Consider the following 25,629-nt stretch of genomic DNA (forward strand, 5'->3'; position numbering starts at 1 on the left):
ACGATGTTCAACAGCCTTTCCGACCGCCTCCAGGGAACCTTCGACAAGCTGCGCGGCAAGGGCCGCCTCACGGAGGACGACATCAACGTCGCCATGCGAGAGATCCGCATGGCCCTGCTCGAGGCGGACGTCAACTACCGCGTCGTCAAGGGCTTTGTGGCGGCGTGCAAGGAGAAGTGCCTGACCTCCGAGGTCATGGAGTCCCTCACGCCCTCGCAGAACGTGGTGCGCATCGTCCTCGACCAGCTCACGCAGCTCCTGGGCTCGACCGAGTCCAAGCTCGTCCTGGCGCAGAACCGCACGCCCAACGTGATCATGCTCGTGGGCCTGCAGGGCTCGGGCAAGACAACGGCCGCGGCGAAGCTCGCCTACCTGCTCAAGAGGCAGGGCCACAGCCCCCTGCTCGCTGCCTGCGACACCCACCGGCCGGCCGCCGCCGACCAGCTGGCGACCCTGGCGGGAGAGATCGGCGTCGGCGTCTGGCGCGGCGACGGCAAGGATGCCGTCCAGGTGGCCTCGGGAGCCATCCGGCAGGCCGTCGACCACCTCAACGACATTGTGATCGTGGACACGGCCGGCCGCCTGCAGATCGACGAGGAGATGATGCAGGAGGCCGTCGACATCAAGGCGGCCGTCAAGCCCGACCAGATCCTCATGGTGGTCGACGCCATGGCCGGCCAGGACGTGGTCAACGTCGTCTCGACCTTCGCCGAGCGCGTCGACTTCGACGGCGTGATCATGTCCAAGCTCGACGGCGACGCCCGTGGCGGCGGCGCGCTCTCGGTCCGCGAGGTCACCGGCAAGCCCATCAAGTTCGTCTCGATGGGGGAGAAGCCCGACTCCCTCGAGGTCTTCCACCCCGACCGCATGGCCAAGCGCATCCTGGGCATGGGCGACGTCGTGGGCATCATCGAGCAGGCCCAGCAGGTCGCCGACCAGCAGCAGGTCGAGGACGCCGAGCGCATGCTCCGCGAGGGCTTCACCATGGACGACTACCTCTCGCAGCTGCAGCAGATCCGCAAGATGGGCGGTCTCAAGAAGATGATCGGCATGCTGCCCGGAGGAGAGCGCATGCTGCAGCAGGCGGGCGGCCAGATGGGCGACGAGCAGATCGTGCGCATCGAGTCGATCATCCGTTCCATGAGCAAGGAGGAGCGCCTCAAGCCCAAGAAGATCAACGGCCAGCGCCGCAAGCGCATCGCCGCAGGGTCGGGCCGCAGCGTCCAGGAGGTCAACCAGGTCCTCAAGCAATGGGGCGAGATGAACAAGATGATGGGCAAGATGCGGCAGATGACGGGGGCTGCCGGCATGGGCTCCAAGAAGTCCATGCGCCAGATGCGCGGGATGATGCGTAACATGGGCATGGGCGGCGGCGTGGGAGGCATGGACCTCTCGGCGCTCCAGAAGATGTACGGTGGCAAGGGCGGTCGGAAGTTCTAGCGCCATTCGCCGCAGACAACCCGGTCAAGGAGGGCCGCGCTTCGGACCGTTGGGTTCCGGGGTGCGGCCTTTTGCTCGTCTAGGTTAGCTGTGCGAGAGGTACTAGCGCCCCTCTCGCCAGACGACTAGTAATGCACCACCACGACGTCTCCGACCTTGGCCAGGTCGTACAACTCCTCTGCCTTCGCGCTGGGGAGGTTGATGCAGCCGTGGCTGCCGTCGGTCTGGTAGATGCTCCCGCCGAACCGCGAGCGCCAGCTCGCGTCGTGGAAGGCGTAGAGGTTGTCGATGAAGGGCACCCAGTAGCTCACGTGGCTGACGTAGTCCGGCTCCCCGTCGTGGTCCTCGTCGATGCCCTTGAGGGTCTGGTTGGTCCCCATGTGGGAGTTGACGGAATAGACGCCCTCCGGGGTGCCGTGGTCCTGGCTCGTGTTGCCGGAGACGAAGTCCGACTCCCAGACGAGGCTACCGCCGTCATACATGCGGGCGTGCTGGTTCGTGAGGTCGACGTCGATGTAGCGGTCTCCCCAGTCGGCGGCGCCACGCTTCCCGTACTGCGCGGCGGTGCTCGACCAGGGGAGCTCGACGGAGGTGGCGCTGCCGGCCCTCACGTTCTGTGCGAGGGTTTCCGCGAGCTCGGTGCCGTTGAGGTTCCAGCCGTAGCGTCCGCCACTCACCTTGATGGTGACCCCGTCGGGACGCGTGTACGTGCGCGTGGTGCCCACCGTGTCGAGCTGGCGCGAGAGCTCGCCCGTGGTCCAGGCCTTGATAGCCTCATCGTCCAGGGTGACGGAGAGGTCGTCCTGGACGTGGACCCACTCGGCGATCCTGCCGGCGTCGACCGTTGCGACGGCATTGCCGTCGACCGTGAGGGTCTGGGTCGCGGCGAGGTAGGAGTTGGCAGTCTTGGCGGCCTCTGCGAGCCGCCCGTCGCCCGAGAGGATGCTGGGCTGCGCGAGCGCCGACTCGTCGAGCGCAAGCGATGTAGCGCCCTCCTTAAGCGCGGAGCCGACGGCCTTGGTCACGCTCGCGGCGTCGAGGGCCGTTCCCGCCTTCTCGGGGCTCACCACGAAGCCGGAGCTCGTCGGGTCATAGCCGACCGAGGCGTTCACGGGCTGGGTGGCATGGGCGTTGACGGCGTCCACGGCCTTTCCCACCAGCCCGTCGAGCTTGGACGCGTCGAAGGAGGCCTGGGGCCGCACGTCCACCTTGCTGCCCCTGATCGCGGCGACGGGCCAGGCCCAGGCGTTGGTCTGCGCGAGCGCGTCGCGGGCGAAGGCGTCGACGTCGCAGCTGAGGTCCACGTCCGACGCCGAGACCTTGAGGTCGAGTCCCTCGCCCGACACGGCGAGCTCGTAGCTGCTGGTGGCGACAGTCTGCTGTCGGGCCACGGAGGCCGGCGTCTCGAGCGAGACGTCGACGCCGTTGACCGAGGTGTTAGGCATGAAGACGTTGGACCAGACTGCGACGCCGCCCAGGTAGACCGCGGCGAGACCAGCCACCACGGCGGCCGCGACCTTGGGGGCGCGGCCGGAGCCACCCCTGCCGGGGGTCTCGTCCTGGCGCGTCGGCCCGTCGGCGGGGGAGAAGTGCGAGCCGATCCTCGAGCGGCTGAGGGAGCTCAGCGCCGGGTCGGGCACGAAGGGTGTCGTCTTGGGGTTCTCTTGCAGGCTCATGGCCTCATCCCTTGGTACGTCGTCATTTCCTGCTGCATGGGTAGGGAGTAATAGTACCCTTCGGCTAGGGCATTCTTCCAATGGAGGGCGCAAGGATGGCAATTCTTCGCATGGACACACCGGACGACCCGCAGCTCGACCCCTACCTACGGCTCACGGACCGCCAGCTCAGGAGCCTGCGTGACGAGTTGGAGGCGAGGTGCGTCCTCGAGTCCCTCAACGTCATCGAGCTGGCCGTGGGGGAGGGCCTGGAGCTCGAGTCCGTCCTCGTGGACGAGAGGCACCTGGGCACCCTGCTCGGACGCGTCCCGCAGCTCGAGGAAGCCGACCTGTCCATCTACTGCTGCGACCGGGAGCTGCTTCAGGACGTGACGGGCATCAACAAGTCGAGGGGGTACCTCGCGGTCGCCCACCGGCCCCGGCCCCTCTCCGCCGCCGAGGCGCTCCGCGGGGCGCGTCGCGTCGCCGTGCTTGAGGGCCTGGTCGACATCACCAACGTCGGCGCCCTCTTCCGCTCCGCGGCCGCCTTGGGGGTCGACGCGATGCTCCTCTCGCCCAGCTGTGCCGACCCGCTCAACCGACGCGCCATCAGGGTGTCCATGGGAACGGTGTTCAAGCTTCCCTGGGCCGTCGCCGAGGGTGACTGGCCCGGAGACGCCTTCGACGTGCTCCGCTCCGAGGGCTTCCACGTCACGGGCATGGCGCTCGTGGAGGGCGCCCTGCGGCTCGACGACACGTCGCTCAAGGAGCACTCGCGCCTCGCGCTCGCCTTTGGCAGCGAGGGCTGGGGGCTCAGCCGCGAGGCGCTCGCCGCCTGCGACGACTGCGCCATCATCCCGATGTCCGCGGGCGTGGACTCCCTCAACGTGGCTGCCAGCAGCGCCGTCGCCTTCTGGGAGCTCTGCGCGAGGCGCTAGGCTCGTCCCCTCCCCACGCTCCTCCATCCGCACGCCGCCCTCGCGCCGGACCTGGAGGAGCGTGCCGACAGAAAGGGCCCCGCCCTCTCCGAATAGGAAAGCGTGGGCTTGATGCTCTTCGCTTACCGATCGGAGAGGGCGGGGCCTGGGATTGGAGCGTTGCGCTAGTCCTGCTGGTACTTGGGCGCGAAGCCGTCGTCGCGGTTGAGGATGTTCATGAACTCCTCGCCGGTGATGGTCTCCTTCTTCTGCAGGTAGTGCGAAATCTCGTGCAGCTTGAAGCGATTCTCGCGCAGGGTCCTGAGGGCGGTCTGGTGGCCCTCCTCCACGAGCGCGCGCACCTCCTCGTCCACCTCGCGGGCGGTGCCCTCCGAGCAGGTGAGCTGGGAGCCGCCACCCAGGTAGCGGTTGGTCGTCTCGCCCAGGGCGGTCATGCCGAACTTGTCCGACATACCCAGCTGGGTCACCATCGCCCGGGCGATCTTGGTGGCCTTCTCGATGTCGTTCGCGGCACCTGAGGTCATGTGGCCGAAGATCAGCTCCTCCGCCGCGCGCCCGCCGCAGAGCACGGCGATGCGCTGCTTGTACTCCTCGCGGGTGGTGAGGTAGTGCTCGTCCTCCTCCGCCTGCATGGTGAAGCCCAGGGCGCCCGAGGTGCGGGGCACGATGGTGATCTTCGAGACGGGGGCCTTGCCGTCCTGCACGGCGGCGACGATGGCATGGCCGGTCTCGTGGTAGGCGACGACCTCCTTCTCGTGCTCCGAGAGGACCGTCGACTTCTTCTTCTCGCCGGCGATGACGGTGTCCACGGACTCCTCGATGTCGGTCTGGGTGACCTTCTTGCGTCCCATGCGCACCGCGCGCAGCGCCGCCTCGTTGATCATGTTGGCGAGGTCGGCCCCCGAGGCGCCGGGGGTCTGGCGCGCCACGGCGCCGAAGTCGACGCCGCCCTCCATCTTCACGTCGTTGGCGTGGAGCTTGAGGATGGACTCGCGGCCCGCGAGGTCGGGGAGCTCGACGGGGATGCGGCGGTCGAAGCGGCCGGGGCGCAGGAGCGCCGGGTCGAGGGAGTCGGGACGGTTGGTGGCGGCGAGCACCACGATGCCCTTGTGGTTGTCGAAGCCGTCCATCTCGGCCAGGAGCTGGTTCAGGGTCTGCTCGCGCTCGTCGTTGGTGCTCAGGCCCGCGTCACGCCTCTTGCCCACGGTGTCGATCTCGTCGATGAAGATGATGCAGGGCGCCTTCTCCTTGGCCTGCTTGAAGAGGTCACGTACCTTGGCGGCGCCGCGGCCGACGAACATCTCGACGAACTCGGAGCCGCTGATGGAGAAGAAGGGCACCTTGGCCTCGCCGGCGACGGCCTTGGCGAGCAGGGTCTTGCCGGTGCCAGGAGGGCCCACGAGCAGGGCGCCCCTGGGGCAGCGCGCGCCGATCTGGTTGTACTTCTCGGGGCTCTCGAGGAAGCTCACTATCTCCTCCAAGGACTCCTTGGCCTCGTCCTGGCCGGCGACGTCCTGGAAGGTTATGCCGGTCTCCTCCCCCTTGACCTCCTTGGCGCCGGAGCGTCCGAGCCCTGCGCCTCCCAGGCCAAAGCCGCCGCCGAAGTTCATCGAGGGTCCGTCCTCGCCCATGGACTTCTTGAGCCTGCGGTTGAGCAGCCAGCCGCCGCCGAAGATGAAGAGCAGAGGGAGGCCATACGAGAGCAGCAGGTAGAGCCACACGCTGGAGCTCTGGTCGGGGATGTTTGCCGATATGTCGACGTTGTGCTGTCGAAGCTTGTCAACCAGCGTCGAGTCGCCGGGGAACTGCGTGGTCTCGTATATCTTCTCGCTGTCGCCCTCACCGGTGGTGAAGCGGATCTTGCCGTTCGAGGTGTCGAGCTGGAGCTGCCTCACCTCGTCCGAGTCCACCATCCCGAGGAACTGGCTGTAGCTGACGCTGGTCACCTGGCTGCTCACGATGCTGGGGTAGAGCGTCGTCCGAACAGCGATGGCCAGGGCGATGGCGATGACCATGTAGAGGATCATCGACTGTCGCTTCTTCCTGTTGTCCATCTCCATCTGGCATTTCTCCTTCTGCCGTGCCTCTGGGCGCGTGCTGGTGTTCGAGCCGTGATTCCCCCGTCCCCTCGCGAGGGGGCGGTTCTGCTTTAGATACCCAAGTTGGGGCACTTCACTCCCGCTCCACAGGAAGTGGGGCGGGGGAGAGGCGCCTTCCCCCTGCCGCGGAAGCAGGTCGCATGCGAGGCGCATTCGTGCCGGGATGCGGGCCCTCTCGCCTTCGCCCTAGGGGCGCTTGCCCTCGCCCATGCGGCCGGAGCGGTAGGCGTCGAGGAGGCGAGAGAGGTCCTGGATCTGCGCGCGAATGCTGCGCCCGGTGTCGGTGTCGGCGATCTTGAGGGGACGGTCGGCTTGCTCGATGACGGTGACGTCGCTCTCTATGTCCGCGTTCTGGTCGAGTGCCGCGTCCACGCCCTGGAAGGGCTCGTGCGCCTTGATGCGCATGCCGCCCGCGCCGAAGATGAGCGTGTAGCCCGCGATGCCGGTCTTCTTGTGGTAGGCATGGCAGAAGCCGCCGTCTATCACGAGGAGTCTCCCCCCGGCGCGGCAGGGGCTCTCGCCCGCGCGCGCCCTCACGGGGGTGTGGCCGTTGATGATGTGCGAGTGCCTCCCGGTGAGTCCGAACTCCGCGAGCACGCGCTCGCAGACCTCAGGGGAGTTGGTCAGACGGTAGTAGGGGTCCTCCGGCTCCTCCCACGTCGCGCGGTCGGCCACGAAGGTGCGCTCGAAGGTCTTGACGACGCGGCCCGAGAGCGGGGAGTGCCGGCCGCACCATAGGTACCACATCCAGTCCAGCGCGGGCTGGTCCCCCCGCGTCCACGCGCGGCGCGCGATGCGGTCGCAGAAGTCCATGTACCCGCGGCCCGCGTACTTGACGCCCTCGCCCGTGACGGTGCTGGGGCGCCCGTCCTCGTCGAGCGGCAGGCAGCCATGGAAGAGCAGGTTGCCGTTGCGCACGAGGTAGAGGCTGCCGTGCTCGTAGAGGAAGGCGACGTGGCGACGCAGGCGGTCGCTCGCGCGGAAGGACTTGACCAGGCCGCGCACGACCTCGGTCTCCTCGGGGTCGAGCTCGTAGGGGTGGGCCGTGTTGATGGTGGGGAAGTCGCAGGTCCTGAGCTCGTGCTCCTGTCCGCCGATGGCCACCGTGCCGTCCACCACGTCGATCTTGTCCAGGAGCAGGCGGTCCTGCATGCCGAAGTCGGGGTGCCTCTGGATGAGCTGGCCCTCGAGCTTGAAGAGGATCACGCTGATGGCCTTCTCCATGGGGGAGATGACGTCATAGTCCACATAGGTCTTCTCGGCGAAGAGGGCGAGCTGGCGCAGGCTGATGCCATAGGCGCTCTCGAGCACCTCGAGGGTGCGATAGCGCACGTTGGCGCGGACGACGGCGGCCACGCAGGCCTCGGAGCCGGCCGCCGCGCCCATCCAGCAGATGTCGTGGTTGCCCCACTGGATGTCGAGCGAATGGTAGGCTATCAGGCGCTCGATGATCTTGTCGGCGTGCGCGCCCCGGTCGAAGAGGTCGCCTACCACGTGCAGGTGGTCGACGGCGAGTCGCTTGATGAGCGAGCTCAGCGACACGAGGAAGTCATCGGTGGAACCTGTGCCCACGATCGACGAGATGATCTGCTCGTGATACTCGTGGCGGCTCGTCTCTCCCTGGCCGGAGGCGTGCAGCAGCTCGTCGATGATGTAGGCGTACTCGACGGGCATCGCCTTGCGCACCTTGGAGCGGGTGTAGAAGCCCGAGAGGTAGCGGGCAAGGCGCACCAGGCGGAAGAGCGTCGCCGCATACCACTCGTCGGTGTTGGCGCCCGCCGCGCGCACGCGGGCGAGCTTCTGCTTGGGATAGTAGATGAGGGTGCAGAGGTCGGCGCGCTGGCCGCTCCCGAGCTCGGTCGCGAAGATGCGGTCCACCTGCTCGCGGATGACGCCGGAGCAGTTGTTGAGGATGTGCTCGAAGGCTTCGTCCTCGCCGTGGACGTCGCTCATGAAGTGCTCGGTGCCCTTGGGCAGGTTGAGGATGGCCTCGAGGTTGATGATCTCGGTGAAGGCCGAGCGCATGGTGGGGAAGTTCTGCGAGAGGAGCCTGAGGTAGCGGAGGTCGTCAGGGCCTCCGTGAGCCTCGTCCGCCGTCGTGCCCGTCGGTTCCAGAGCCTCGCCTGCCAAGGTGTCCCGCCCTTCTCCCCGTCGCGGCCGCGCCAGCTGGGACGAGGCCGCGGAACTCTTGTGCCATGTGCCCATCGTTGGGGACGGCGGCGTCTCTTTCAATGCGCAAGCTGTGGATTTCCGTGCGTGGTAGCCTACGGGCGGCATGGGCGCCGCTTGGCTGCGTGGTCGTGGCGCTTGTGTGGCGTCGGGCTCCGGTGGCGTCGGGCTCCGGTGGCGTCAGGCCATCCGTCTTGCCTTTCGACACGGAATTCGCGCGATTCTCGTCAAAAAGCGTGGCAAAAGACAAGATGGATGGCTGGACCCGCCCATCGACCGCCTTGCCGTCGCGTACGGAGCGGCTCTTCGACCATGTCAGCGGCCACCTTCCGGCTCGCGCGCCAGCCGGCTCCTCGGCCAGACCCGCTTGCAGCGCAGCCTCCAGCCGCCAAGCTCCATGGGACGCCACTCTTCCCTGAAGGGGCTTCGCAGGCGAGAGGGGCGTCCCGGCCGCGGGATGCCGTAGCGTTCCAGGAGCGACTCGAAGAAGCCCAGCCTGCAGACGTCCGCAAACGAGAAGCGCATGACGCGCACGCCCGCGGCGCTCAGCCTCGACTCGCGCAACCGTTCCTCCGCCAGTACCTCGACGGCGCTGCGACCCTTGGTCATCTGCGGGTTCACGTACTTCTCGCGCCCGTCCAGCTCGCCGGCGACCCGGTTCCCGTCCGGCAGCGTCCAGAGGAAGTCGACCCGGTAGCTGCGTCCGGGGGCGAACGGGTCCGGCACCTCGACCTGGAGCTCCGGAAGCTCGAAGCCCAGCTCGAGCATCGCTGCGCGGGCGATGGACTCCCCGCCGCTCTCGGCGCGGGGGTCGGCGTGCCGCAGGATGCCAAGCGCCCGGCGGAGTCCCGGCTCGCCGTGATGGAGGGCGATCAGGCGGTCGGCGAGGGTCTCCCAGTCGTCCAGTTCCATGGCCGCCATGCCCGAGTCCGCCACCGCGAGGCCGTCCCTGAAGCCAAGCCTCCTCAGGCAGTCGTAGACGCTCTGCGCAAGGTCGGTGACGTGGACGCCGTCTTTCCAGCACGCCCCTCGTGCCGACGTCGCGTGCCGAACGATTGCTCCGGTGCTTCTCGTGGGCGAGCCAGGGCTGCTCAGGACGTGGAGGGTCCCGACCTCCCGGAGGGGCACCGACAGCCCATGGGCCAGCGCCGCGGACACGTCGCAGAACATCCAGCCGGGATGCCTGGCGCAGAGCGCCCTCATCTTCCAGAGGGCCCTTTCCGGCTCTGTCAGCGCGGCCCAGGCGCTCGTGCGGACGTAGAGGCCATGATGAGGGGAGACCAGCGCGCCCTTGGCTCGCAGCCTCTGCAGCTTTGCCGCGTCCGCCCTCGTGTCGGCATGGACGAGTCTGCGCTTGCGCTCTCCGGCGTCGAGCAGCTTGCCAATCCTCTGGTCCGCGTCGCGCGACATCTCCGCTCCCCCTCCTCGTGCCCTGTGTTTGCTTGGGAGGCAAAGATACCTGTGGGAGGCGTCGTGCGCCTGCGTGAAGCTGCACGATGCCCGCAGGCGAGAGCCGCAGCCTCCTCTCAGGCACCATTGCCAGGAGCCGCCCGACGCACCATCTTGTCTTTCGCCACGGAATGTGAGCGATTCTCGCCAAAAAGCGTGGCAATAGACAAGATGGACGACCGGGCGTCCGAAAGGCGGCGGGTCTGGCAGGCGACGGCCGGCCGGGCAGCCGAAAGATGGCGGCCTCGGCAGGCGACGGCCGGCCGCATGTGGTGAGCCTGGCGGACCTTGGACGACCGCCCCGCGTACCGCCGGCGTGGAGGGTCCGTTCGCCCGCGCATTGCTACCGCCTGCGTGCTATCATCTCTCCCATCAAAAGCTGTGAAGGGGAAGAGTATCCGGGGCAGCGTGGCCAACAGAGAGCGACGAGGCTGAGAAGTCGCGACCACGTCCCGGAGAACATCACCCCGGAGCCGCGGCCCCAAAGCGGGCGCGACCGGCAACGGGTCGCACGCTCGCGAGTAGGCGCCGTCGGAGTGGCCGCCGTCACAGGCCAGCCGAGTTTGGCGGATTTCCGCTCGCTGGGTGGTCACAAGCGAAGTGTCGTGCGAGCGCTTCGTCCCAGCAGGAGGGACGGGCGCTTTTTTCATGCGTCCGGAGGGGACGCACCCGCGGCGCGCGGGGGCGAAGGGCACGAGAGGAAGGGCGCGAGCGTGGCAAACGAGTACAAGAAGACGATGAACCTCCCCAAGACGGGGTTCCCCATGAGGGCGGGCCTGGCCCAGAACGAGCCGAAGCGCCTGGCCGAGTGGGAGGCCAACGACGTCTACGGGCAGATGCTCAAGAAGAACGAAGGCCACGACAAGTTCGTGCTCCACGACGGCCCTCCCTACGCCAACGGCCCCATCCACCTGGGACACGCGCAGAACAAGATTTCGAAGGACATCATCAACCGCTACTGGTCCATGCGGGGCTACCAGACCCCCTACGTGCCCGGTTGGGACTGCCACGGCCAGCCCATCGAGCACAAGGTCGAGGAGATGCTGGGCACCGAGAAGTTCAACCAGCTTCCCACGGAGAAGATCCGCGAGCTCTGCCGCAAGATGGCCGTCGAGCAGGTCGACACCCAGCGCCAGGGCTTCAAGCGCCTGGGCGTCCTCGCCGAGTGGGACAACCCCTACCTAACCTACGTCAACGACTATGACGCCACCGACGTGGAAATCTTCAAGGCGATTTTCGACAAGGGCGCCATCTACCGCGGCCGCAAGCCCGTGCACTGGTGCACCCACTGCCACACGGCGCTCGCCGAGGCGGAGATCGAGTACTCCGACGAGGTCTCGCCCGCCATCTTCGTCCGCTTCCGGATGACCACCGCGCCAGCCGGCCTCGAGCCCTATGCCGACTCGCTCTTCGTCGACATCTGGACCACGACGCCCTGGACGCTTCCTGCCGACGACGCCGTCATCCTCCATCCCGAGGCGAGCTACGTCGCCGTGCGGGTCGACGGCAGGGTCGAGCTCATGGCAGAGGCCCTGCAGGAGAGGTGCTGCGCCAAGTTTGGCTACGAGGGCGTCGAGCTCGTGCGCGACGCCGACGGCGAGCCCTGGCACGCGACGGGCACCGAGCTCCAGGGCAACCGCTACAGGCAGCCGATCTTCGGCGACCAGGGCGAGGAGGGCGTGTTCATCTTTGCCGACTACGTCACCCTGGACGACGGCACTGGCATCGTGCACAGCGCCCCCGGTCACGGCGTGGACGACTACAACGCCGGCATGCGCTTCGGCGTGCCCGTGGTCATGCCCGTCGACGACGACGGCCGTTTCTACGTGGGAGACGGCATGGGGACCGGCGGCCCCTGGGGCGGCATGGAGGTCAACGAGGCCAACCCCAAGATCATCGAGTGGCTCGACGAGCGCGGCGCGCTGATCCTCCACGAGGACATCAACCACAGCTACCCCCACTGCTGGCGCTGCAAGAACCCGGTCATCTTCCGTGCCACCAGCCAGTGGTTCGTCTCCATGGACAAGACCGGCCTCAGGAGGCAGGCGCTCGAGGAGCTCTCGCACGTCGACTTCTATCCCGCGCACTCCGTCAAGCGCATCGGCTCCATGGTCGAGGGCCGTCCGGACTGGTGCATCAGCCGCCAGCGCAACTGGGGCGTGCCCATCCCCGCCTACACCTGCCAGGACTGCGGCGAGACCGTGATGAACGACCAGACCCTCGATGCCGTGATCGAGCTCTTCCGCGAGCGGGGCTCCGACTGCTGGTTCACCGAGGACCCCGCCAGCTACCTGGGCGACGCCTGCGTCTGCCCCAAGTGCGGAGGGCACCATCTCAAGACCAACAAGGACATCCTGGACGTCTGGTGGGACTCCGGCGTGAGCCACACCGCCGTCTGCCGTCACCGCGACAACCTGCAGTTCCCCGCGGACATGTACCTCGAGGGCTCCGACCAGCACCGCGGTTGGTTCATGAGCTCGCTCATGACCTCCGTCGGCGCGTATGGCGTGGCCCCCTACAAGTCCGTGGTGAGCCAGGGCTTCACCCTGGACGGCAAGGGCCGCAAGATGTCCAAGTCCCTGGGCAACGTGATCGATCCCAACGCCGAGTGCGACACCCGCGGCGCCGACATCCTGCGCCTCTGGGTCTCGTCCGTCGACACCTCGACCGACGTCCCCTGCGACGACAGCATCCTCGAGCACGTGGGCGACGCCTACCGCAAGATCCGCAACACCCTCCGCTTCCTCCTGGGGGAGCTCGAGGGCCAGTTCGACCTCGCGGCCGACGGCCTGCCCGTCGAGGGACTCCTGCCGTACGACCGCCTCGCCCTCGCCCGCATGTGCCAGGTGCACGATGAGGTCTCGCGCGCCTACGAGGGCTACCGGTTCAACGTGGTCTACCGCACCCTGTACGACTACATCATCACCGAGCTCTCCAACGACTACCTCAACGCGACGAAGGACCGCAGCTACTGCGGCGCCCCCGGCAGCGTCGAGCGTCGGAGCGCCCAGACCGTCTGGTCGTATGTCCTCTCCATGCTGGTCCACGACTTCCAGCCCATCCTCGCCTACACCACTGACGAGGCCATGGCGTTCTTGCCCGAGTCCCTGCGCGACGGCCAGCGCTACGCCGCGCTCCTCGACTGGTTCCAGGCACCGATGCAGGCGTCGGAGTACGAGCCGCTCCTCGCCACGTACCAGGCGATGGTCGACGCCCGCGGCGCCTTCACCAAGGCCTATGACGAGGCGCTCGCCTCCGGCGTGGTGAGCGAGAAGACCACCCAGGCCACGCGCGCCGAGCTCACCCTGACCAAGGACGCCTTCGCGCTCCTCGCAGGCGATGGCGCCCCCGACCTCGCCGAGGCCTTCGTGTGCTCCGAGGTCTGCGTCCACGAGGGAGAGGCGCTCTCCTGCGAGGTCCTTCCCGCCAACGGGGAGAAGTGCCCCCGCTGCTGGAACTGGCGCGAGCTGGGCGAGGATGGACTCTGCGCGCGCTGCTCCTCCGTCGTCGGCGCGACAGAGTAGGAGGGCTGACGTGGACGCCACGAGGCCCCTGTCCCGTCGCGGAATGCGCTCCGTGGCCTTCCTCCTTGCTGTGTGCCTCGTCGTGGTGGTCGACCAGGCAGTCAAGGCCGCGGTGCGCGCCCTCTATCCGGTGGGGGAGGGGGAGACGCTGATTCCCGGCGTGCTCGACCTCCTGCACGTGGAGAACACGGGCGCCGCCTTCAGCATGGCGCGCGGCATGGGCCCGCTGCTGGTGGTCATAGCCATCGCGGTCCTCGCCGGCTGCGTGGCCCTGGTTTGGAGGGAGGACATCCCGCTGCCCCTTGCCGTTGCCATCGGCTGCGTCGCCGGTGGGGGAGTGGGCAACATGATCGACCGCCTCTTCCAGGGCTCGGTGACCGACTTCCTCGCCACGCGCTTCGTGGACTTCCCGGTGTTCAACGTCGCGGACGTCTTCGTGACCTGCGGAGTGGCCGTCTCCGTCGTGGGCTACTACCTCTGGAACCTGAAGGGGGAGAGGGGCCCCTCTGCGACGTAGGCCGTCGAACGGTCATGCCAGCGAAGCGCAGGGCCCGCAGCCACATGGCTGCGGGCCCTGCGCTTCACATGGTCTTGCGACCTGGGCGGCGCGTCCCTCTCCCCGCATCCTAGATCGAGGCGGAGTGCGTGGACGTCGGCTTGACGAGGCCCTTCTCCGCCGCGCGCCTGCGGGCGAAGATGCCCAGGCGCGAGAGGGCGAAGGCAGGTCCGTTGGTGCACCAGCTGTAGAAGAACTCGCCCACGAGGCTCCTGAGGTAGGGGAGGTCGCTGAAGGGGACCGGCTCGTAGCCGGAAAGCCTGAAGTAGGTGCGCTTGAAGGAGCCCGAGAGCGTGACTATCGATGCCACGACCTTGGGGTCCATGCGCCTGAACATCTGGCTGATCCACTCCCTGACCTCGGGGACCTCGAGCCCGAACTCGTCGATGGCGGCACCCGCGTAGCGGAAGCCGATCACATAGAAGGACCTCAGGATGCCCTCGTCGGTGACGCCGCAGCGGTCGATGACGTCGGCCATGTCGTTCCAGCGCTCGAACGAGAGCCCCGCCTTCCTGAGCACCGACGAGGAGCCGGGAAGGTCCTCTCGGTAGCAGTAGAAGGGCTCGTTTATGTAGACGATGGACTTGGCCAGGACGCAGGTCTGGATCAGGAAGGGGTTGTCCACCCAGCCGGCGCCGGGCACCTCCATGAAGCGTATGTCGTTCTGCGTCAGGAAGTCGCGCCGGTAGATGGCGGACCAGATCGAGGGGTGGTGCTGGATGAGGCGGGGGCAGTCCGCGAGCGTGAAGGGCTCGTCCTCGGGCTTGATGCGACCGTAGTAGGAGCACATGTAGAGGTGCTCCTGCGGGGTCGTGGGCATCCAGACACGTATGTAGGGCGTCTTGACCATGTCGGGCAGGCCGTGGCGCTCGGCGCACTCGAACATGACGTCGAACATGTGGGGGCGCAGGTAGTCGTCGGGCTCCAGGATGCCGACGTAGGTCCCGCGCGCCTCGGAGATCCCGCGGTTCATGTTGGCGCCGTAGCCCGAGTTCTCCTTGTCGATGACGCGCACGCGGGGGTTGCGCGCCTCGTGCTCGCGCATGATGGCCAGCGAGCCGTCGGTGGAGCCGTCGTTCACGACGATGACCTCGAGCGAGCAGCGGTCATTTGCCTCGAGCGAACTCAGCGCCTGGTCCAGGAAGGCCTCGGTGTTGTAGCAGGGGACGATGACGCTGACGTCGATGCCGTCCTGCGCCGTCCTCGTCGGGGCCACGTCTGTCATGCTCTCTCCCGTTTCTGGGCGAGGCGTCGCCCGGTCGCTTCCAAAGGAATTCGAAGGCGAGGACGTCCGCGCCCTCGCCTGGTGCGCGCGCCTAGCACCTAGCCGGCCAGCCGCTTGTAGGCGTCGCAGACCTCGTCGGTGGGGCCCACTATCCGCATCTTGCCCTTCTCGATCCAACAGACGCGGTCGCAGATGCGTTCCACCAGGTCGATGGAGTGGCTCACGAGCAGGACGGTGACGCCGTCCGACTGGACGAGCTCCTTGATGCGGCGCTCGCACTTCTTCTGGAAGAGGAAGTCACCCACGGAGAGCGTCTCGTCGACGATCAGGATGTCGGGCTCGGTGATGGTCGCGATGGAGAAGGCGATGCGCGCCACCATACCGCTGGAGTAGTTCTTGAGCGGCATGTCCATGAAGTTCTGGAGCTCGGCGAACTCGACGATGTCCTGGAAGTGGGCGTCGATGAACTCCTTGCGATACCCCAGGAGTGCGCCGTTGAGGTAGATGTTCTCCTTGGCCGTGAGGTCCATGTCAAAGCCCGCGCCGAGCTCGATGAGGGGCGCGATGGTGCCCGTGACCTTGCAGCTGCCCTCGCTGGCGTCCAGCACGCCCGCGATGATCTTGAGCATGGTGGACTTGCCGGAACCGTTGGTTCCCACGAGCCCGAAGGCCTCGCCGCGCTTGACCTCGAAGTCGATGTGGTCGAGCGCGCGGAACTCCTTGAACTTGAGCTCGTGTCGGGCGAGGGCGAGGAAGTACTCCTTGAGTGAGTTGAACTGCTCGGACGCGATGTTGAAGATCATCGAGACGTCTTTGACCTCGACCACGCTGGGCGCGTCCGCCGAGGGCAGGGGAGGCCTCCTGAAGCTCTCGTCCTCCTGGACGGTGACCCAGCGCGACGCCTCCATCACGACACCCGTGTGCTTGTGCCGCACGCTGACGCAGAGCCAGAACGAGCCGGTCTGCGGCGGGATGAAGCCCCATTGGGACTGGTCGTCGTAGACGCCGGAGCTGCCGTGGAGCGGCCCGTCCTCCTCCACGTCGAGCGACCAGCGATAGCGGAACTCGAGGTCCGTCCACTCCACGGCTCCCTCCACGTGGGCTGTCGCGAAGATGGGGGTCGCGTCGTCGACCGTGTCGGCCGAGAGCTTGAGGGTCACGCCCCAGCCGGGCCCCTCGGGGCTCGCTGGCGTCGCGCCGGAAACGTTGCTGCTGGTCTCGGACACGAGCTGCTCCTAGATGTAGAGGATGAACTTGCGCTCGTTCTTGCGGAAGACGAGCGCGCCGACCGCGAGCGAGACGACGGCGCAGCCCGCGCAGGCGAGGTTGAGCTTGAGGGAGGGCATGCGCCCGTAGAGGACGAGCTCCCTGATGTAGCGCACGTAGTGGTACATGGGGTTGAAGACCTCGAGGGAGCGGAGCCAGCCGGGAAGGATCTCCTCCGCGTAGAAGAGCGGCGTGGCATAGGTCCAGGCGGTGAGCACGACGCCCCAGAGGTGCATCACGTCGCGGAAGAAGACCGAGGCGGCGGAGAGGAGCAGCGAGAGGCCGGCGCAGAAGGTCCCCAGGTAGAGGACAAGGAGGGGCAGCATCAGGACGTAGACGGTGGGGGAGATGCCCACGAAGCCCATGACGAGCGCGACGGCGATGAGCGAGAAGACGAAGTTCACGACGGCGAAGAGGACCTTCTCGATGGGGAAGACCCAGCGGTCGATCTTGACCTTCTTGAGGAGCGACGCGGCCCCTATGATTGATGACATGCCCTGGCTCGTGGACTCGCTCATGAGCGAGAAGGTCACGTTGCCCAGGATGATGTAAAGCGGGAAGCTCGGGATGCCCTCCGCGGAGCGGCCGGCCAGGGCGGAGAACACCACCGCCATGACCGCCATCATCATGAGCGGGTTGAGGACGCTCCATGCGACGCCCAGGGCGCTGCGGCGATACTTGAGCTTGAAGTCCTTCGACACGAGCTGGCGCAGGATCGAGGCGTTGCGCTCGCCGGCGGGATACCACGCGTCCTCTCGGGATGTCCTCTGGGCTTTGGGCACGCCTGTGCTCGGAGCTTCTTCCAAGGTTCCTCCTGGGTATGAAATGCCTGCCCACATGCAGGTAGATGCCATGTTCGCACTAATCCTTTTGATGCTATCACACCAACGGCGGCCTCATGCAAACGCCAGACGGCACCAGGCGACGGGCATGCGGCCCGCCCATGGAAAAGGCCCGCGGGAACGAGTCCCACGGGCCTGATGCGTCTGGCTCCCCGGGCAGGATTCGAACCTGCGACACGCTGATTAACAGTCAGCTGCGCTACCACTGCGCCACCGGGGAATTCGTCGTGCGCTGTGCACGGGTGACCAGTATAGCCAAGAGAGACGATCCTGCAAGCATGAATTTCTGGATTTTTTTCGCCCGAGGGCAGGTCTGGCAAGAGTGGCGAATCGCCCTTGCCAGCCGACGGAATTCGTGTATCGTTCTCCTTGACCTTTAAGCGCGGTACGAGATACCGGTAAGGTGCGGGACCGATGCGTCCCTACATAGCCTCATCCCAGGTGTCTTGTACCGTCGACAGACGGTCAGGGCATTTTTTCTAGTTCTGGGAGGAGAGCAATGGAACAGTCCAGACCCAAGGCGACCATCATGGACGGCCAGGCGATGGAGCGGGCGGTGACCCGCATAGCCCACGAGATAATCGAGCACAACGAGGGGGCCCAGCACATCGCGCTGGTCGGCATCATCCGTCGCGGAGAGACCCTGGCCAACAGGCTCGCCGAGGCCATCGAGAGGATCGAGGGCTCGCGTCCCCAGATCGGGTCGTTGGACATCAGCTTCTACCGTGACGACGTCATGCGCAACATCGCGCCCGTGCTGCACGCCACCAACATCCCCTTCTCGGTCGACGGCAAGGACATCGTCCTCGTGGACGACGTCCTCTACACCGGTCGCACGGTGCGCTCTGCCCTCAACGCGCTCATGGACTACGGCCGCCCCAAGACCGTCCAGCTGGCGGTCATGGTCGACCGCGGGCACCGCGAGCTGCCCATCCGAGCCGACTACGTGGGCAAGAACGTGCCCTCCTCCCACGAGGAGGACGTGCGCGTCTGCGTGGAGGCCCTCGACGGCCGCGACAGCGTCGAGATCTGGGACGTCAACAGCGAGAAGAACTCCGGAGGTGCCAGGTAAATGCTCTCGGTCAAGCATCTCATCGACACGTACAGCCTCACTGCCGATGACATAACGCAGATCCTCGACACGGCCGCCTCCTTCGAGTCGGTCAACAACCGCGCCATCAAGAAGGTCCCCGCCCTGCGCGGCCGCACCATCGTCAACCTCTTCCTCGAGCCCTCCACCCGCACCAAGAGCTCCTTCGAGCTGGCCGAGAAGCGCCTCTCGGCGGACAGCCTGAGCATGGGGGGCTCCACCTCGTCGGTCGTCAAGGGAGAGAGCCTGGCGGACACCATCCAGACCATCGACGCCATGAACGTCGACATGTTCATCTGCCGCGCCAAGCTGGCGGGCACCCCGCAGAAGATCACCGAGAACACTGACGCCGTGGTGATCAACGCCGGCGACGGGAAGCACCAGCATCCGACACAGGCGATGCTCGACCTCTACACCATCCGCAAGAACTTCGGGCACCTGGACGGGCTGAAGGTCGCCATCGTGGGCGACCTCGCGCACAGCCGCGTCTGCGGGTCGCTGGCGCCCGCGCTCAAGACCATGGGCGCCGACGTCACGCTGGTCGGCCCCCCGACCTTCCAGGTGGACGACCCCGACTGGTTTGGCTGCCCCCAGACCGCGAGCCTCGACGAGGTCATCGAGGACATGGACGTCGTCTACATGCTCCGCGTGCAGCTGGAGCGCATGGAGGGCGCGGCGATTCCCTCCCGCCGCGAGTACAACCGCCTCTACGGCCTTGACATGAAGCGCGTGAGCCGCATGAAGGACGATGCGATCATCTGCCACCCCGGCCCCATGAACCGCGGCATGGAGATCAACGCAGACGTGGCCGACTGCGCGCGCTCGAGGATCCTCGACCAGGTCAATGCCGGTGTCCTCACCCGCATGGCCGAGATGTACCTGCTTCTGGGAGGAGAGAACAATGCCGTTTCTGCTTAAGGCTGCCCACGTCGTCGACCCTCAGCTTGGCCTGGACGACGTCCGTGACGTGCTCGTGGACGACAAGGAGGTCGTCGCGGTCAAGGAGTCGCTCGAGGCCCCCGAGGGCTGCGAGGTCATCGACTGCTCCGGCAAGTACCTCCTTCCTGGTCTGGTGGACATGCACGTCCACTTCCGCGACCCCGGCTTCGAGTACAAGGAGACCCTCGAGACCGGCGCCCGCGCGGCCACGCACGGCGGCTTCACCGACGTCGCCACGATGCCCAACACCGACCCCGTGATCGACACCGGCACCGGCGTGCGCTACCAGATCGACCGCGCGCACGCCGCGGGGCTCTGCCACGTGCGTCCCATCGGGGCCCTGACCCGCGGACAGAGGGGCGAGGCCCTGGCCGAGATCGGCGACATGGTGATGGAGGGCGCCTGCGCCTTCTCCGACGACGGGCACGGAGTCCAGAGTGCCGGCATCATGCGCACCTGCATGGACTACGTCTCCCAGTTCGACCGCGTGGCCATCGCGCACTGCGAGGACGAGTCGCTCACGGCACACGGCGTCATCAACGAGGGCAGGGCCTCCACGAGGCTCGGCATGTTCGGCTGGCCCGCGCTGGGCGAGGAGATGGAGATCTATCGCGACATCGAGCTCTGCCGACTCACCGGCTGCCCGCTGCACATCGCGCACATCTCGACGAAGAAGGGGCTCGACCTTGTCAAGGCCGCCAAGGCTGAGGGCCTGCCCGTCACCTGCGAGGTGACCCCGCACCACCTCTTCCTCAACGAGGACGACATCACCGACGCCTACGACACCAACCTCAAGATGAACCCACCCCTGCGCCTTCCCTCCGACATGGAGGCGCTGGTCGAGGGCATCCTGGACGGGTCGATCGACTGCGTCGTGACCGACCATGCCCCCCACGCCCAGCACGAGAAGGACTGCGAGTGGGAGATAGCCTTCTTTGGCACCGTCGGGCTCGAGACCTCGCTTCCCCTCATGCTTACTCACCTCGTGCGCACGGGCCGCATGAGCTGGGATCGCCTGGTCGAGGTCATGGCGGTCAACCCGCGCCGCATCCTCAGGCTGCGCCCCGTCCGCGTCGAGGCGGGGTCGCGCGCGGACCTCACGCTGGTCGACCCCGAGCTCGAGGTCAAGGTGGACGAGGACTACCTCCAGGGGCTCTCGAAGAACTCCGCCTTCCTGGGGCAGACCCTCGTCGGTGCCGCCACGGACGTCTTCGTGGACGGTCGCCGTACCCTGGTCGATGGCGTCGTCGCCTAGCCTGGGCCTCTGTCGGACAGGAGGCGTCCCTCGGGGCGCCTCCCCTCGTAGCGGGGAGTAGCGAGTTGATTCCTAGCTCTGGCGTGGGGCTGCACGAGTTCGAGGTCGTCTCGAACGAGGAGGTCGCTACCTCCACCTGGCGGTTTGTCCTGCGCGCGCCCGCCCTGGCGGGCTCCATTCGGCCCGGCCAGTTCATGAACCTCGAGGTCCCGGGGGACCCCAGCCACCCCCTGAGGATTCCCCTCTCGTTCGCTTCGGCCGACGCCGTCGCAGGGACGGTCGATCTGGTCTATGCGGTGGTGGGCGAGGGGACGGAGCGCCTTTCGCACATGGCTCCCGGGCAGCGCTCGACGGCCGTGGGGCCAAGCGGCCATGGCTGGAGGCTGCCGGAGCCCGCACCCGTCCGCGTCCTCCTCGTCGCGGGTGGCGTGGGCGCCCCTCCCATAGTCGCCGCCGCGGGCATGCTCGCCGGGGCGGGGGTCCCCTTCGACGCCGTCCTGGGCGCGCAGACCGCCTCCAGGCTCTGGGGAGAGGAGCGGCTCTCGTCCCTTGGCGCCGGGACGGTGCTCGTCACCACTGACGACGGGAGCCGGGGCATCAAGGGCTTCACGACCGACGCCATGTCCCGCCTTCTGGGGGAGAGGGACTACGGCCTCGTCATGAGCTGCGGGCCACAGCCCATGATAGCCGGCGTGGCAAGGCTCGCGCGCTCGGCGGGCATTGCCTGCCAGGTCTCGACGGAGCGGATGATGGGCTGCGGGTTCGGCGCCTGCAACAGCTGCAACGTGGCCATGGCGGCAGGGGGCTACCGCTCCTGCTGCAGCGACGGGCCCGTCTTCGACGCGGAGGAGCTGGCATGGTGAGCGAACCCAGGATGGCCGTCGACCTTGGCGGGATCAGGATGAAGAACCCCGTCAACACCGCCTCGGGGACCTTTGGCTACGGCTGGCAGTTCGAGGGATTCTTTGACGTGTCACTGCTCGGCGCCATAACGACGAAGGGCTGCTCCGCCGTCCCCTGGGCCGGCAACCCCGCGCCGCGCCTGGCGGAGGTCGACTCGGGCATCCTGAACTCGGTGGGGCTCCAGAACCCGGGCATCCCCGCCTTCGTCGAACAGGCCGGGGAGTACCTCCAGGGCCTGCGCGACCGCGGCTGCCAGGTCATCTGCCAGGTCGCTGGCCACTCGCTCGGCGAGTACGCCCGCGCCGTGGAGCTCTATGACGAGCTGGCTCCCTTCGCCTCAGGGCTCGAGATAAACATCAGCTGCCCCAACGTGAGCCAGGGGGGTGCGGCCATGGGCGCCACGCCACAGGCCGCCGCCGAGGTCATGAGGGCCGTACGCGACCGCACGAAGCTTCCCCTGGTGGTGAAGATGGCCCCCCATGACGTGTCCGAGATCGCCCGCGCGCTCGAGGCGGAGGGCGCGGACGCGCTCTCGCTCATCAACACGATTCCCGCGATGGCGATAGACATCCGCAGCCGCAGGAGCCGCCTCTCGCGGCCCACGGCAGGCATGTCCGGCGCCGCCATACACCCCATAGCCGTGCGCATGGTGTGGGAGGCCCACAAGGCCGTGGGCCTCCCCCTCGTGGGCATCGGGGGCGTGCGAACGGGCGAGGATGCCGCGGAGCTCATCCTGGCGGGTGCCACGAGCGTCGCCGTGGGGACCGCAAACCTCACCGACCCAAGCTCTGCGCCCAGGATCCTGGCGGAGCTGACCGACTGGGTCCGCGACCAGGGGGTCGCGGACGTCAACGACCTGATTGGAGCCGTGGAATGCTAAGCGAGTCAGAGGCGCGCGAGAGCGTCATCGTCGCACTGGACTGCGACCGCAAGGAGGCCCTGCGTCTTGCCGGCCAGCTCGAGGGCAGGGCCCGCTGGGTCAAGGTGGGCATGACGCTCTTCTATGCCGAGGGGCCCTCCATCGTCCGCGAGATGGGGGAGAGGGGGCTCAGGGTCTTCCTGGACCTCAAGCTGCATGACATCCCCTTCCAGGTCTTCGGGGCCGCGCGCTCCGCCTCGCTCAGTGGGGCCGACATGCTCTCGATCCACGCGCTGGGGTCCGCGCAGATGGTGAGCCAGGCCAGGGCGGGCGTGGAGAGGGCCGCCGAGGAGTGCGGGAGAGACAGGACCCGCCTCGTCGCCATCTCGGTCCTCACCAGCATGGACGAGGAGGCGCTGAGCTCGGTCGGCATCGACCGCGATCTTTCGGACGAGGTCTCCCGGCTCGCCTCGCTCGCCGTCGGCGCGGGGTCGGACGGCATCGTCTGCTCTCCCCAGGAGGCGGCGTCGATGCGCGCCCTCCTCGGCCCCGACGCCCTGATCGTCACCCCGGGCGTGCGGCCGGCGGGCGCCGCGCTGGGCGACCAGAGGCGCGTCGCCACGCCCGCCGCGGCGATTGCGGCCGGCGCCTCGAAGCTCGTGGTGGGCCGCCCCGTCACGCGGGCGGGAGACCCCGTGGCCACCTTCGAGTCCATCGTTTCCGAGCTCTGCGAGGGCTAGGCGCCCTTCGGTTGCGGTCGATTCGGGGCCATTTTGTGTAGAAGAATGGCCTTGAAGAACAAAGCTGCAGTTGTAGACTTGTAAAATACCTAGTCAATTGGCAAACTATGGGCTTGCGCCGACGGCTCGTACTTGCCGTGACGTATGGATCACGACGTATTTTTCCGATGTTTGGAGGAACCATGGCACTACCTCAGCTTACCGACGAGCAGCGCAAGGCCGCACTCGAGAAGGCCGCTGCCGCTCGCCACGAGCGCGCTGAGCTCCGCGACAAGATCAAGAGGGGTGACATCACCCTCGAGGAGGTTCTTAACTCCGAGGATCCCATCGCCAGCCGCCTGAAGGTCTCCGCCCTCATCGAGTCCCTTCCCGGCTACGGCAAGGCCAAGGCCACCAAGATCATGGACGAGCTGGGCATCTCCGCCACCCGTCGCGTCAAGGGCCTGGGTGCTCGCCAGCGTGAGCAGCTCATCGAGGTGCTCTCCAAGTAGTGCCTAGGACCCCACGACTCTTCGTCATTTCCGGACCGTCAGGAGCGGGGAAGGGTACGCTGCTCTCGCAGGTGCTGAGGCAGCGTCCCGACCTGGGCCTGACGGTCTCGGCTACCACGAGGAACCCACGCCCCGGCGAGGTGGACGGCGTCTCGTACCACTTCCTCGGCGAGGACGAGTTCTCGCGCCTCGTCGCGGAGGGCGCCTTCCTCGAGTGGGCGAACGTCCACGGGCATCGCTATGGGACGCTGAGAAGCGAGGTGGACGACCGTCTCGCCCGCGGAAGCTCGGTGGTGCTCGAGATAGACCCACAGGGAGCCTTCAACGTGCGGCGCATCTATCCTGATGCCGTGCTCGTCTTCATCGAGCCCCCCTCCATGGAGCTCCTCGAGCAGAGGCTCCGCGCCCGTGGCACCGAGGACGAGGCCTCCATAGGGCTGCGACTCTCCAACGCCAGGCTCGAGATGGCGCGCGCGCACGAGTACGATGCGCGCGTCGTCAACGACGAGCTCGAGGCAGCGGCGGCCCGCCTCGCGGACACGATCGATTCATTCGAGAAAAACGGAGGGAACTCCCAAGATGGCAGTGACTAAGCCCGAGATCGACACCCTGCTCGACCAGACCGAGCAGAACCCCTTCCTCCTTTGTGCCGTCGCGTCCAAGCGCGCCTGCGACATCAACAACATGGTGCGCGGCCAGCACCTGCGCGTGACGGCCATCCAGGAGTTCGACGACATCACGCCCGTCATCTCCGGGGAGGACCCCGTCTCCATCGCCATGTCCGAGATCGAGGACGGCACCCTGAGCTTCGTCAAGGACGAGTTCGACAACCAGATCAAGGGCTCCAACGCCCAGGTCGAGCACAACCTCTAAGCGCATGCCGAGAAGAGTCTGCTTCGTCCATTACCACGAGATCGGCCTCAAGGGGAAGAACCGCTCGACCTTCGAGAACCAGCTCGTGAGGAACCTGCGCCGCGCCCTCAGGGACTGGCCCGTCGGTTCCGTCAGGCGCATCTCCGGCCACATCCTGGTCTCGCTCGAGGGTCGCGACGCCGACGAGGAGGTGGCGAGGGTCGTCTCCCGCGTTCCTGGCGTGGCGCGCGTCTCGCTCGCCTACGTCTGTGCGCTCGACAGCGACGAGTTCAGCGCGGCGGCGGTGAGGGCGCTGCATGAGGCGGGGGACTTCCAGAGCTTCAAGGTGCACGCGCGCCGCTCTTCGACCACCTATGAGCTCCACACGCTCGAGCTCAACCGTCTCGTCGGCTCCGTCCTCTGCGGCGAGTTCCCCGACAAGAGGGTGGACGTGCACCATCCCGACGTGACCGTCTACGTCTACGTGGTGCAGGGCTGCGTCTATGTCTATGCGGCCTCCATGCCGGGCGTGGGGGGGCTTCCCGTCGGCACGGCGGGCAAGGTGGTCACCCTGCTCTCGAGCGGCTTCGACTCTCCCGTCGCGACCTGGATGGTGGGCCGCCGGGGCGCCGTCTGCGTCCCCGTGCACTTCTCGGGCCGTCCCATGACCGCGGACACCAGCGAATGGCTCTGCCAGGACATCGTCCAGGCGCTCGAGCCCTCCGGCATGGTGGGGAGGATGTACGCCGTGCCCTTCGGGGAGCGCCAGAGGGAGATCTCGCTCGCGGTGCCCCAGGGCCTGCGCATCATCACCTACCGGCGCGTCATGTTCGCCGTGTCCGAGCGCATCGCGCGGCTCGAGGGCGCCAAGGCGCTCGTGACGGGCGAGTCCCTGGGCCAGGTCGCCTCGCAGACGCTCGACAACATCGCCGCGGTCAACGAGATGGTGGGCCTGCCCGTCCTGCGCCCCCTCATCGGTTCCGACAAGCAGGAGATAATGCGACGCGCCGAGGAGATCGGGACCTACGACATAAGCAGCCAGTCCGCCGACGACTGCTGCACCCTCTTCATGCCGCGTTGTCCCGAGACCCACGCCCGCATGGACGAGGTGCATGCCGCCTGGGACTCCTTCGACCACGACGCCATGATCGACGAGCTGGTCGAGGAGGCCGAGTACGTCGACTTCGACCAGTGCCCGTCCTACAGGCCTCCCAGGGGCCTCAGGGCGAGGCACTCGAGCCTGGCCCCGATCGAGCCTGACCGGAACGCATAGAAATCCCAGCTGACGCCCTAGATGCTTGCAGCTGCCTGCAAGTATGCCGCCAGCCAGCTGCAAG

General features: G+C 67.2%; 21 protein-coding genes and 1 tRNA gene. 14 read left to right on the forward strand and 8 right to left on the reverse strand.

The annotated features are described in order from the left end of the window. Positions 1-3: 3 nt before the first annotated feature. Entirely contained in the window at positions 4-1,440 is a 1,437-nt protein-coding gene (gene ffh, locus ACMPH2_RS02385) for a signal recognition particle protein (RefSeq protein ID WP_062530990.1), read from the forward strand. Positions 1,441-1,565: 125 nt separating this feature from the next. Here the strand turns inward: ffh and ACMPH2_RS02390 are convergent, their stop codons facing one another. Continuing rightward, the gene (locus ACMPH2_RS02390) at positions 1,566-3,116 is read right to left on the reverse strand and encodes a L,D-transpeptidase family protein (RefSeq protein WP_417118525.1); all 1,551 of its coding nucleotides are present in this window, start codon (positions 3,114-3,116) and stop codon (positions 1,566-1,568) included. Between the two features lie 95 nt (positions 3,117-3,211). Between ACMPH2_RS02390 and ACMPH2_RS02395 the strand changes: the two genes are divergently transcribed. Further along, positions 3,212-4,033, forward strand: coding sequence for a TrmH family RNA methyltransferase (locus ACMPH2_RS02395; RefSeq protein ID WP_417118526.1), 822 nt, complete (start codon positions 3,212-3,214; stop codon positions 4,031-4,033). A 164-nt stretch (positions 4,034-4,197) separates the two neighbouring features. On the opposite strand, the gene ftsH is transcribed toward ACMPH2_RS02395, so the two are convergent. From ftsH to ACMPH2_RS02410, 3 genes are all read right to left on the reverse strand, one after another. After that, on the reverse strand, positions 4,198-6,093 hold the full coding sequence (gene ftsH, locus ACMPH2_RS02400) for an ATP-dependent zinc metalloprotease FtsH (protein ID WP_303131386.1): 1,896 nt from the start codon (positions 6,091-6,093) through the stop codon (positions 4,198-4,200). A 225-nt stretch (positions 6,094-6,318) separates the two neighbouring features. Beyond that, complete coding sequence (locus tag ACMPH2_RS02405; protein ID WP_417118527.1) at positions 6,319-8,262, reverse strand: fructose-1,6-bisphosphatase; 1,944 nt, start codon at positions 8,260-8,262, stop codon at positions 6,319-6,321. Between the two features lie 354 nt (positions 8,263-8,616). After that, entirely contained in the window at positions 8,617-9,711 is a 1,095-nt protein-coding gene (locus tag ACMPH2_RS02410; RefSeq protein ID WP_417118528.1) for a hypothetical protein, read from the reverse strand. A gap of 752 nt (positions 9,712-10,463) precedes the next feature. On the opposite strand from ACMPH2_RS02410, the gene ileS reads away from it, so the two are divergent. Both ileS and lspA read left to right on the forward strand, forming a co-directional pair. After that, complete coding sequence (ileS, locus tag ACMPH2_RS02415; RefSeq protein ID WP_417118529.1) at positions 10,464-13,274, forward strand: isoleucine--tRNA ligase; 2,811 nt, start codon at positions 10,464-10,466, stop codon at positions 13,272-13,274. 10 nt (positions 13,275-13,284) lie between these two features. Next, positions 13,285-13,791 carry a signal peptidase II gene (lspA, locus tag ACMPH2_RS02420; protein ID WP_417118530.1) on the forward strand — a complete coding sequence of 169 codons (507 nt, stop codon included), beginning with the start codon at positions 13,285-13,287 and terminating at the stop codon, positions 13,789-13,791. Between the two features lie 109 nt (positions 13,792-13,900). Here the strand turns inward: lspA and ACMPH2_RS02425 are convergent, their stop codons facing one another. The 4 genes from ACMPH2_RS02425 to ACMPH2_RS02440 form a co-directional block, all read right to left on the reverse strand. Beyond that, on the reverse strand, positions 13,901-15,055 hold the full coding sequence (locus ACMPH2_RS02425; RefSeq protein ID WP_417118531.1) for a glycosyltransferase family 2 protein: 1,155 nt from the start codon (positions 15,053-15,055) through the stop codon (positions 13,901-13,903). Between the two features lie 98 nt (positions 15,056-15,153). After that, a complete protein-coding gene (locus tag ACMPH2_RS02430; protein ID WP_314638351.1) occupies positions 15,154-16,281 on the reverse strand; it encodes an ABC transporter ATP-binding protein in 1,128 nt (375 codons plus the stop codon). Positions 16,282-16,290: 9 nt separating this feature from the next. Continuing rightward, the gene (locus tag ACMPH2_RS02435; RefSeq protein ID WP_009279301.1) at positions 16,291-17,127 is read right to left on the reverse strand and encodes an ABC transporter permease; all 837 of its coding nucleotides are present in this window, start codon (positions 17,125-17,127) and stop codon (positions 16,291-16,293) included. 181 nt (positions 17,128-17,308) lie between these two features. After that, positions 17,309-17,383: transfer RNA gene (locus ACMPH2_RS02440), tRNA-Asn, on the reverse strand. Positions 17,384-17,662: 279 nt separating this feature from the next. Here ACMPH2_RS02440 and pyrR point away from each other — a divergent pair. From pyrR to thiI, 10 genes are all read left to right on the forward strand, one after another. After that, on the forward strand, positions 17,663-18,235 hold the full coding sequence (pyrR, locus tag ACMPH2_RS02445; RefSeq protein ID WP_009279300.1) for a bifunctional pyr operon transcriptional regulator/uracil phosphoribosyltransferase PyrR: 573 nt from the start codon (positions 17,663-17,665) through the stop codon (positions 18,233-18,235). Further along, positions 18,236-19,171: an aspartate carbamoyltransferase catalytic subunit gene (locus ACMPH2_RS02450; RefSeq protein ID WP_009279299.1), complete on the forward strand. Its 936-nt coding sequence runs from the start codon at positions 18,236-18,238 to the stop codon at positions 19,169-19,171. Next, positions 19,155-20,447 (forward strand): dihydroorotase, encoded by a 1,293-nt coding sequence (locus tag ACMPH2_RS02455; protein WP_009279298.1) that lies wholly within the window; start codon positions 19,155-19,157, stop codon positions 20,445-20,447. The genes ACMPH2_RS02450 and ACMPH2_RS02455 overlap by 17 nt, the downstream gene beginning before the upstream one ends. A gap of 65 nt (positions 20,448-20,512) precedes the next feature. Then, positions 20,513-21,310 (forward strand): dihydroorotate dehydrogenase electron transfer subunit, encoded by a 798-nt coding sequence (locus tag ACMPH2_RS02460; protein ID WP_417118532.1) that lies wholly within the window; start codon positions 20,513-20,515, stop codon positions 21,308-21,310. Further along, positions 21,304-22,230, forward strand: a complete 927-nt coding sequence (locus ACMPH2_RS02465; RefSeq protein WP_417118533.1) for a dihydroorotate dehydrogenase — start codon at positions 21,304-21,306, stop codon at positions 22,228-22,230. The genes ACMPH2_RS02460 and ACMPH2_RS02465 overlap by 7 nt, the downstream gene beginning before the upstream one ends. Continuing rightward, complete coding sequence (pyrF, locus tag ACMPH2_RS02470; protein ID WP_417118534.1) at positions 22,224-22,949, forward strand: orotidine-5'-phosphate decarboxylase; 726 nt, start codon at positions 22,224-22,226, stop codon at positions 22,947-22,949. Before ACMPH2_RS02465 ends, pyrF begins: the two co-directional genes overlap by 7 nt. A 182-nt stretch (positions 22,950-23,131) precedes the next feature. Next, entirely contained in the window at positions 23,132-23,440 is a 309-nt protein-coding gene (mihF, locus tag ACMPH2_RS02475; RefSeq protein WP_009279294.1) for an integration host factor, actinobacterial type, read from the forward strand. Further along, the gene (gene gmk, locus ACMPH2_RS02480) at positions 23,440-24,033 is read left to right on the forward strand and encodes a guanylate kinase (protein ID WP_303131403.1); all 594 of its coding nucleotides are present in this window, start codon (positions 23,440-23,442) and stop codon (positions 24,031-24,033) included. The genes mihF and gmk overlap by 1 nt, the downstream gene beginning before the upstream one ends. Beyond that, positions 24,020-24,313: a DNA-directed RNA polymerase subunit omega gene (locus ACMPH2_RS02485; protein ID WP_009279292.1), complete on the forward strand. Its 294-nt coding sequence runs from the start codon at positions 24,020-24,022 to the stop codon at positions 24,311-24,313. The genes gmk and ACMPH2_RS02485 overlap by 14 nt, the downstream gene beginning before the upstream one ends. A gap of 4 nt (positions 24,314-24,317) precedes the next feature. Then, the gene (gene thiI / locus ACMPH2_RS02490; RefSeq protein WP_417118535.1) at positions 24,318-25,565 is read left to right on the forward strand and encodes a tRNA uracil 4-sulfurtransferase ThiI; all 1,248 of its coding nucleotides are present in this window, start codon (positions 24,318-24,320) and stop codon (positions 25,563-25,565) included. The last annotated feature ends 64 nt before the right edge of the window (positions 25,566-25,629 follow it).

The sequence above is a fragment of the Olsenella phocaeensis genome (assembly GCF_048189965.1).
In the GTDB taxonomy this organism is placed as follows: domain Bacteria; phylum Actinomycetota; class Coriobacteriia; order Coriobacteriales; family Atopobiaceae; genus Olsenella_I; species Olsenella_I phocaeensis.

What these genes read in the sequence shown, in the direction of transcription:
- ffh (WP_062530990.1), top strand. Translation starts at nt 4, where the DNA reads ATGTTCAACAGCCTTTCCGACCGCCTCCAGGGAACCTTCGACAAGCTG.
- thiI (WP_417118535.1), top strand. Translation starts at nt 24,318, where the DNA reads ATGCCGAGAAGAGTCTGCTTCGTCCATTACCACGAGATCGGCCTCAAG.
- ACMPH2_RS02390 (WP_417118525.1), bottom strand. Translation starts at nt 3,116, where the DNA reads ATGAGCCTGCAAGAGAACCCCAAGACGACACCCTTCGTGCCCGACCCG.
- ACMPH2_RS02465 (WP_417118533.1), top strand. Translation starts at nt 21,304, where the DNA reads ATGGTGAGCGAACCCAGGATGGCCGTCGACCTTGGCGGGATCAGGATG.
- ACMPH2_RS02410 (WP_417118528.1), bottom strand. Translation starts at nt 9,711, where the DNA reads ATGTCGCGCGACGCGGACCAGAGGATTGGCAAGCTGCTCGACGCCGGA.
- ftsH (WP_303131386.1), bottom strand. Translation starts at nt 6,093, where the DNA reads ATGGAGATGGACAACAGGAAGAAGCGACAGTCGATGATCCTCTACATG.
- ACMPH2_RS02455 (WP_009279298.1), top strand. Translation starts at nt 19,155, where the DNA reads ATGCCGTTTCTGCTTAAGGCTGCCCACGTCGTCGACCCTCAGCTTGGC.
- ACMPH2_RS02485 (WP_009279292.1), top strand. Translation starts at nt 24,020, where the DNA reads ATGGCAGTGACTAAGCCCGAGATCGACACCCTGCTCGACCAGACCGAG.
- ACMPH2_RS02395 (WP_417118526.1), top strand. Translation starts at nt 3,212, where the DNA reads ATGGCAATTCTTCGCATGGACACACCGGACGACCCGCAGCTCGACCCC.
- ACMPH2_RS02450 (WP_009279299.1), top strand. Translation starts at nt 18,236, where the DNA reads ATGCTCTCGGTCAAGCATCTCATCGACACGTACAGCCTCACTGCCGAT.
- pyrF (WP_417118534.1), top strand. Translation starts at nt 22,224, where the DNA reads ATGCTAAGCGAGTCAGAGGCGCGCGAGAGCGTCATCGTCGCACTGGAC.
- mihF (WP_009279294.1), top strand. Translation starts at nt 23,132, where the DNA reads ATGGCACTACCTCAGCTTACCGACGAGCAGCGCAAGGCCGCACTCGAG.
- pyrR (WP_009279300.1), top strand. Translation starts at nt 17,663, where the DNA reads ATGGAACAGTCCAGACCCAAGGCGACCATCATGGACGGCCAGGCGATG.
- ACMPH2_RS02425 (WP_417118531.1), bottom strand. Translation starts at nt 15,055, where the DNA reads ATGACAGACGTGGCCCCGACGAGGACGGCGCAGGACGGCATCGACGTC.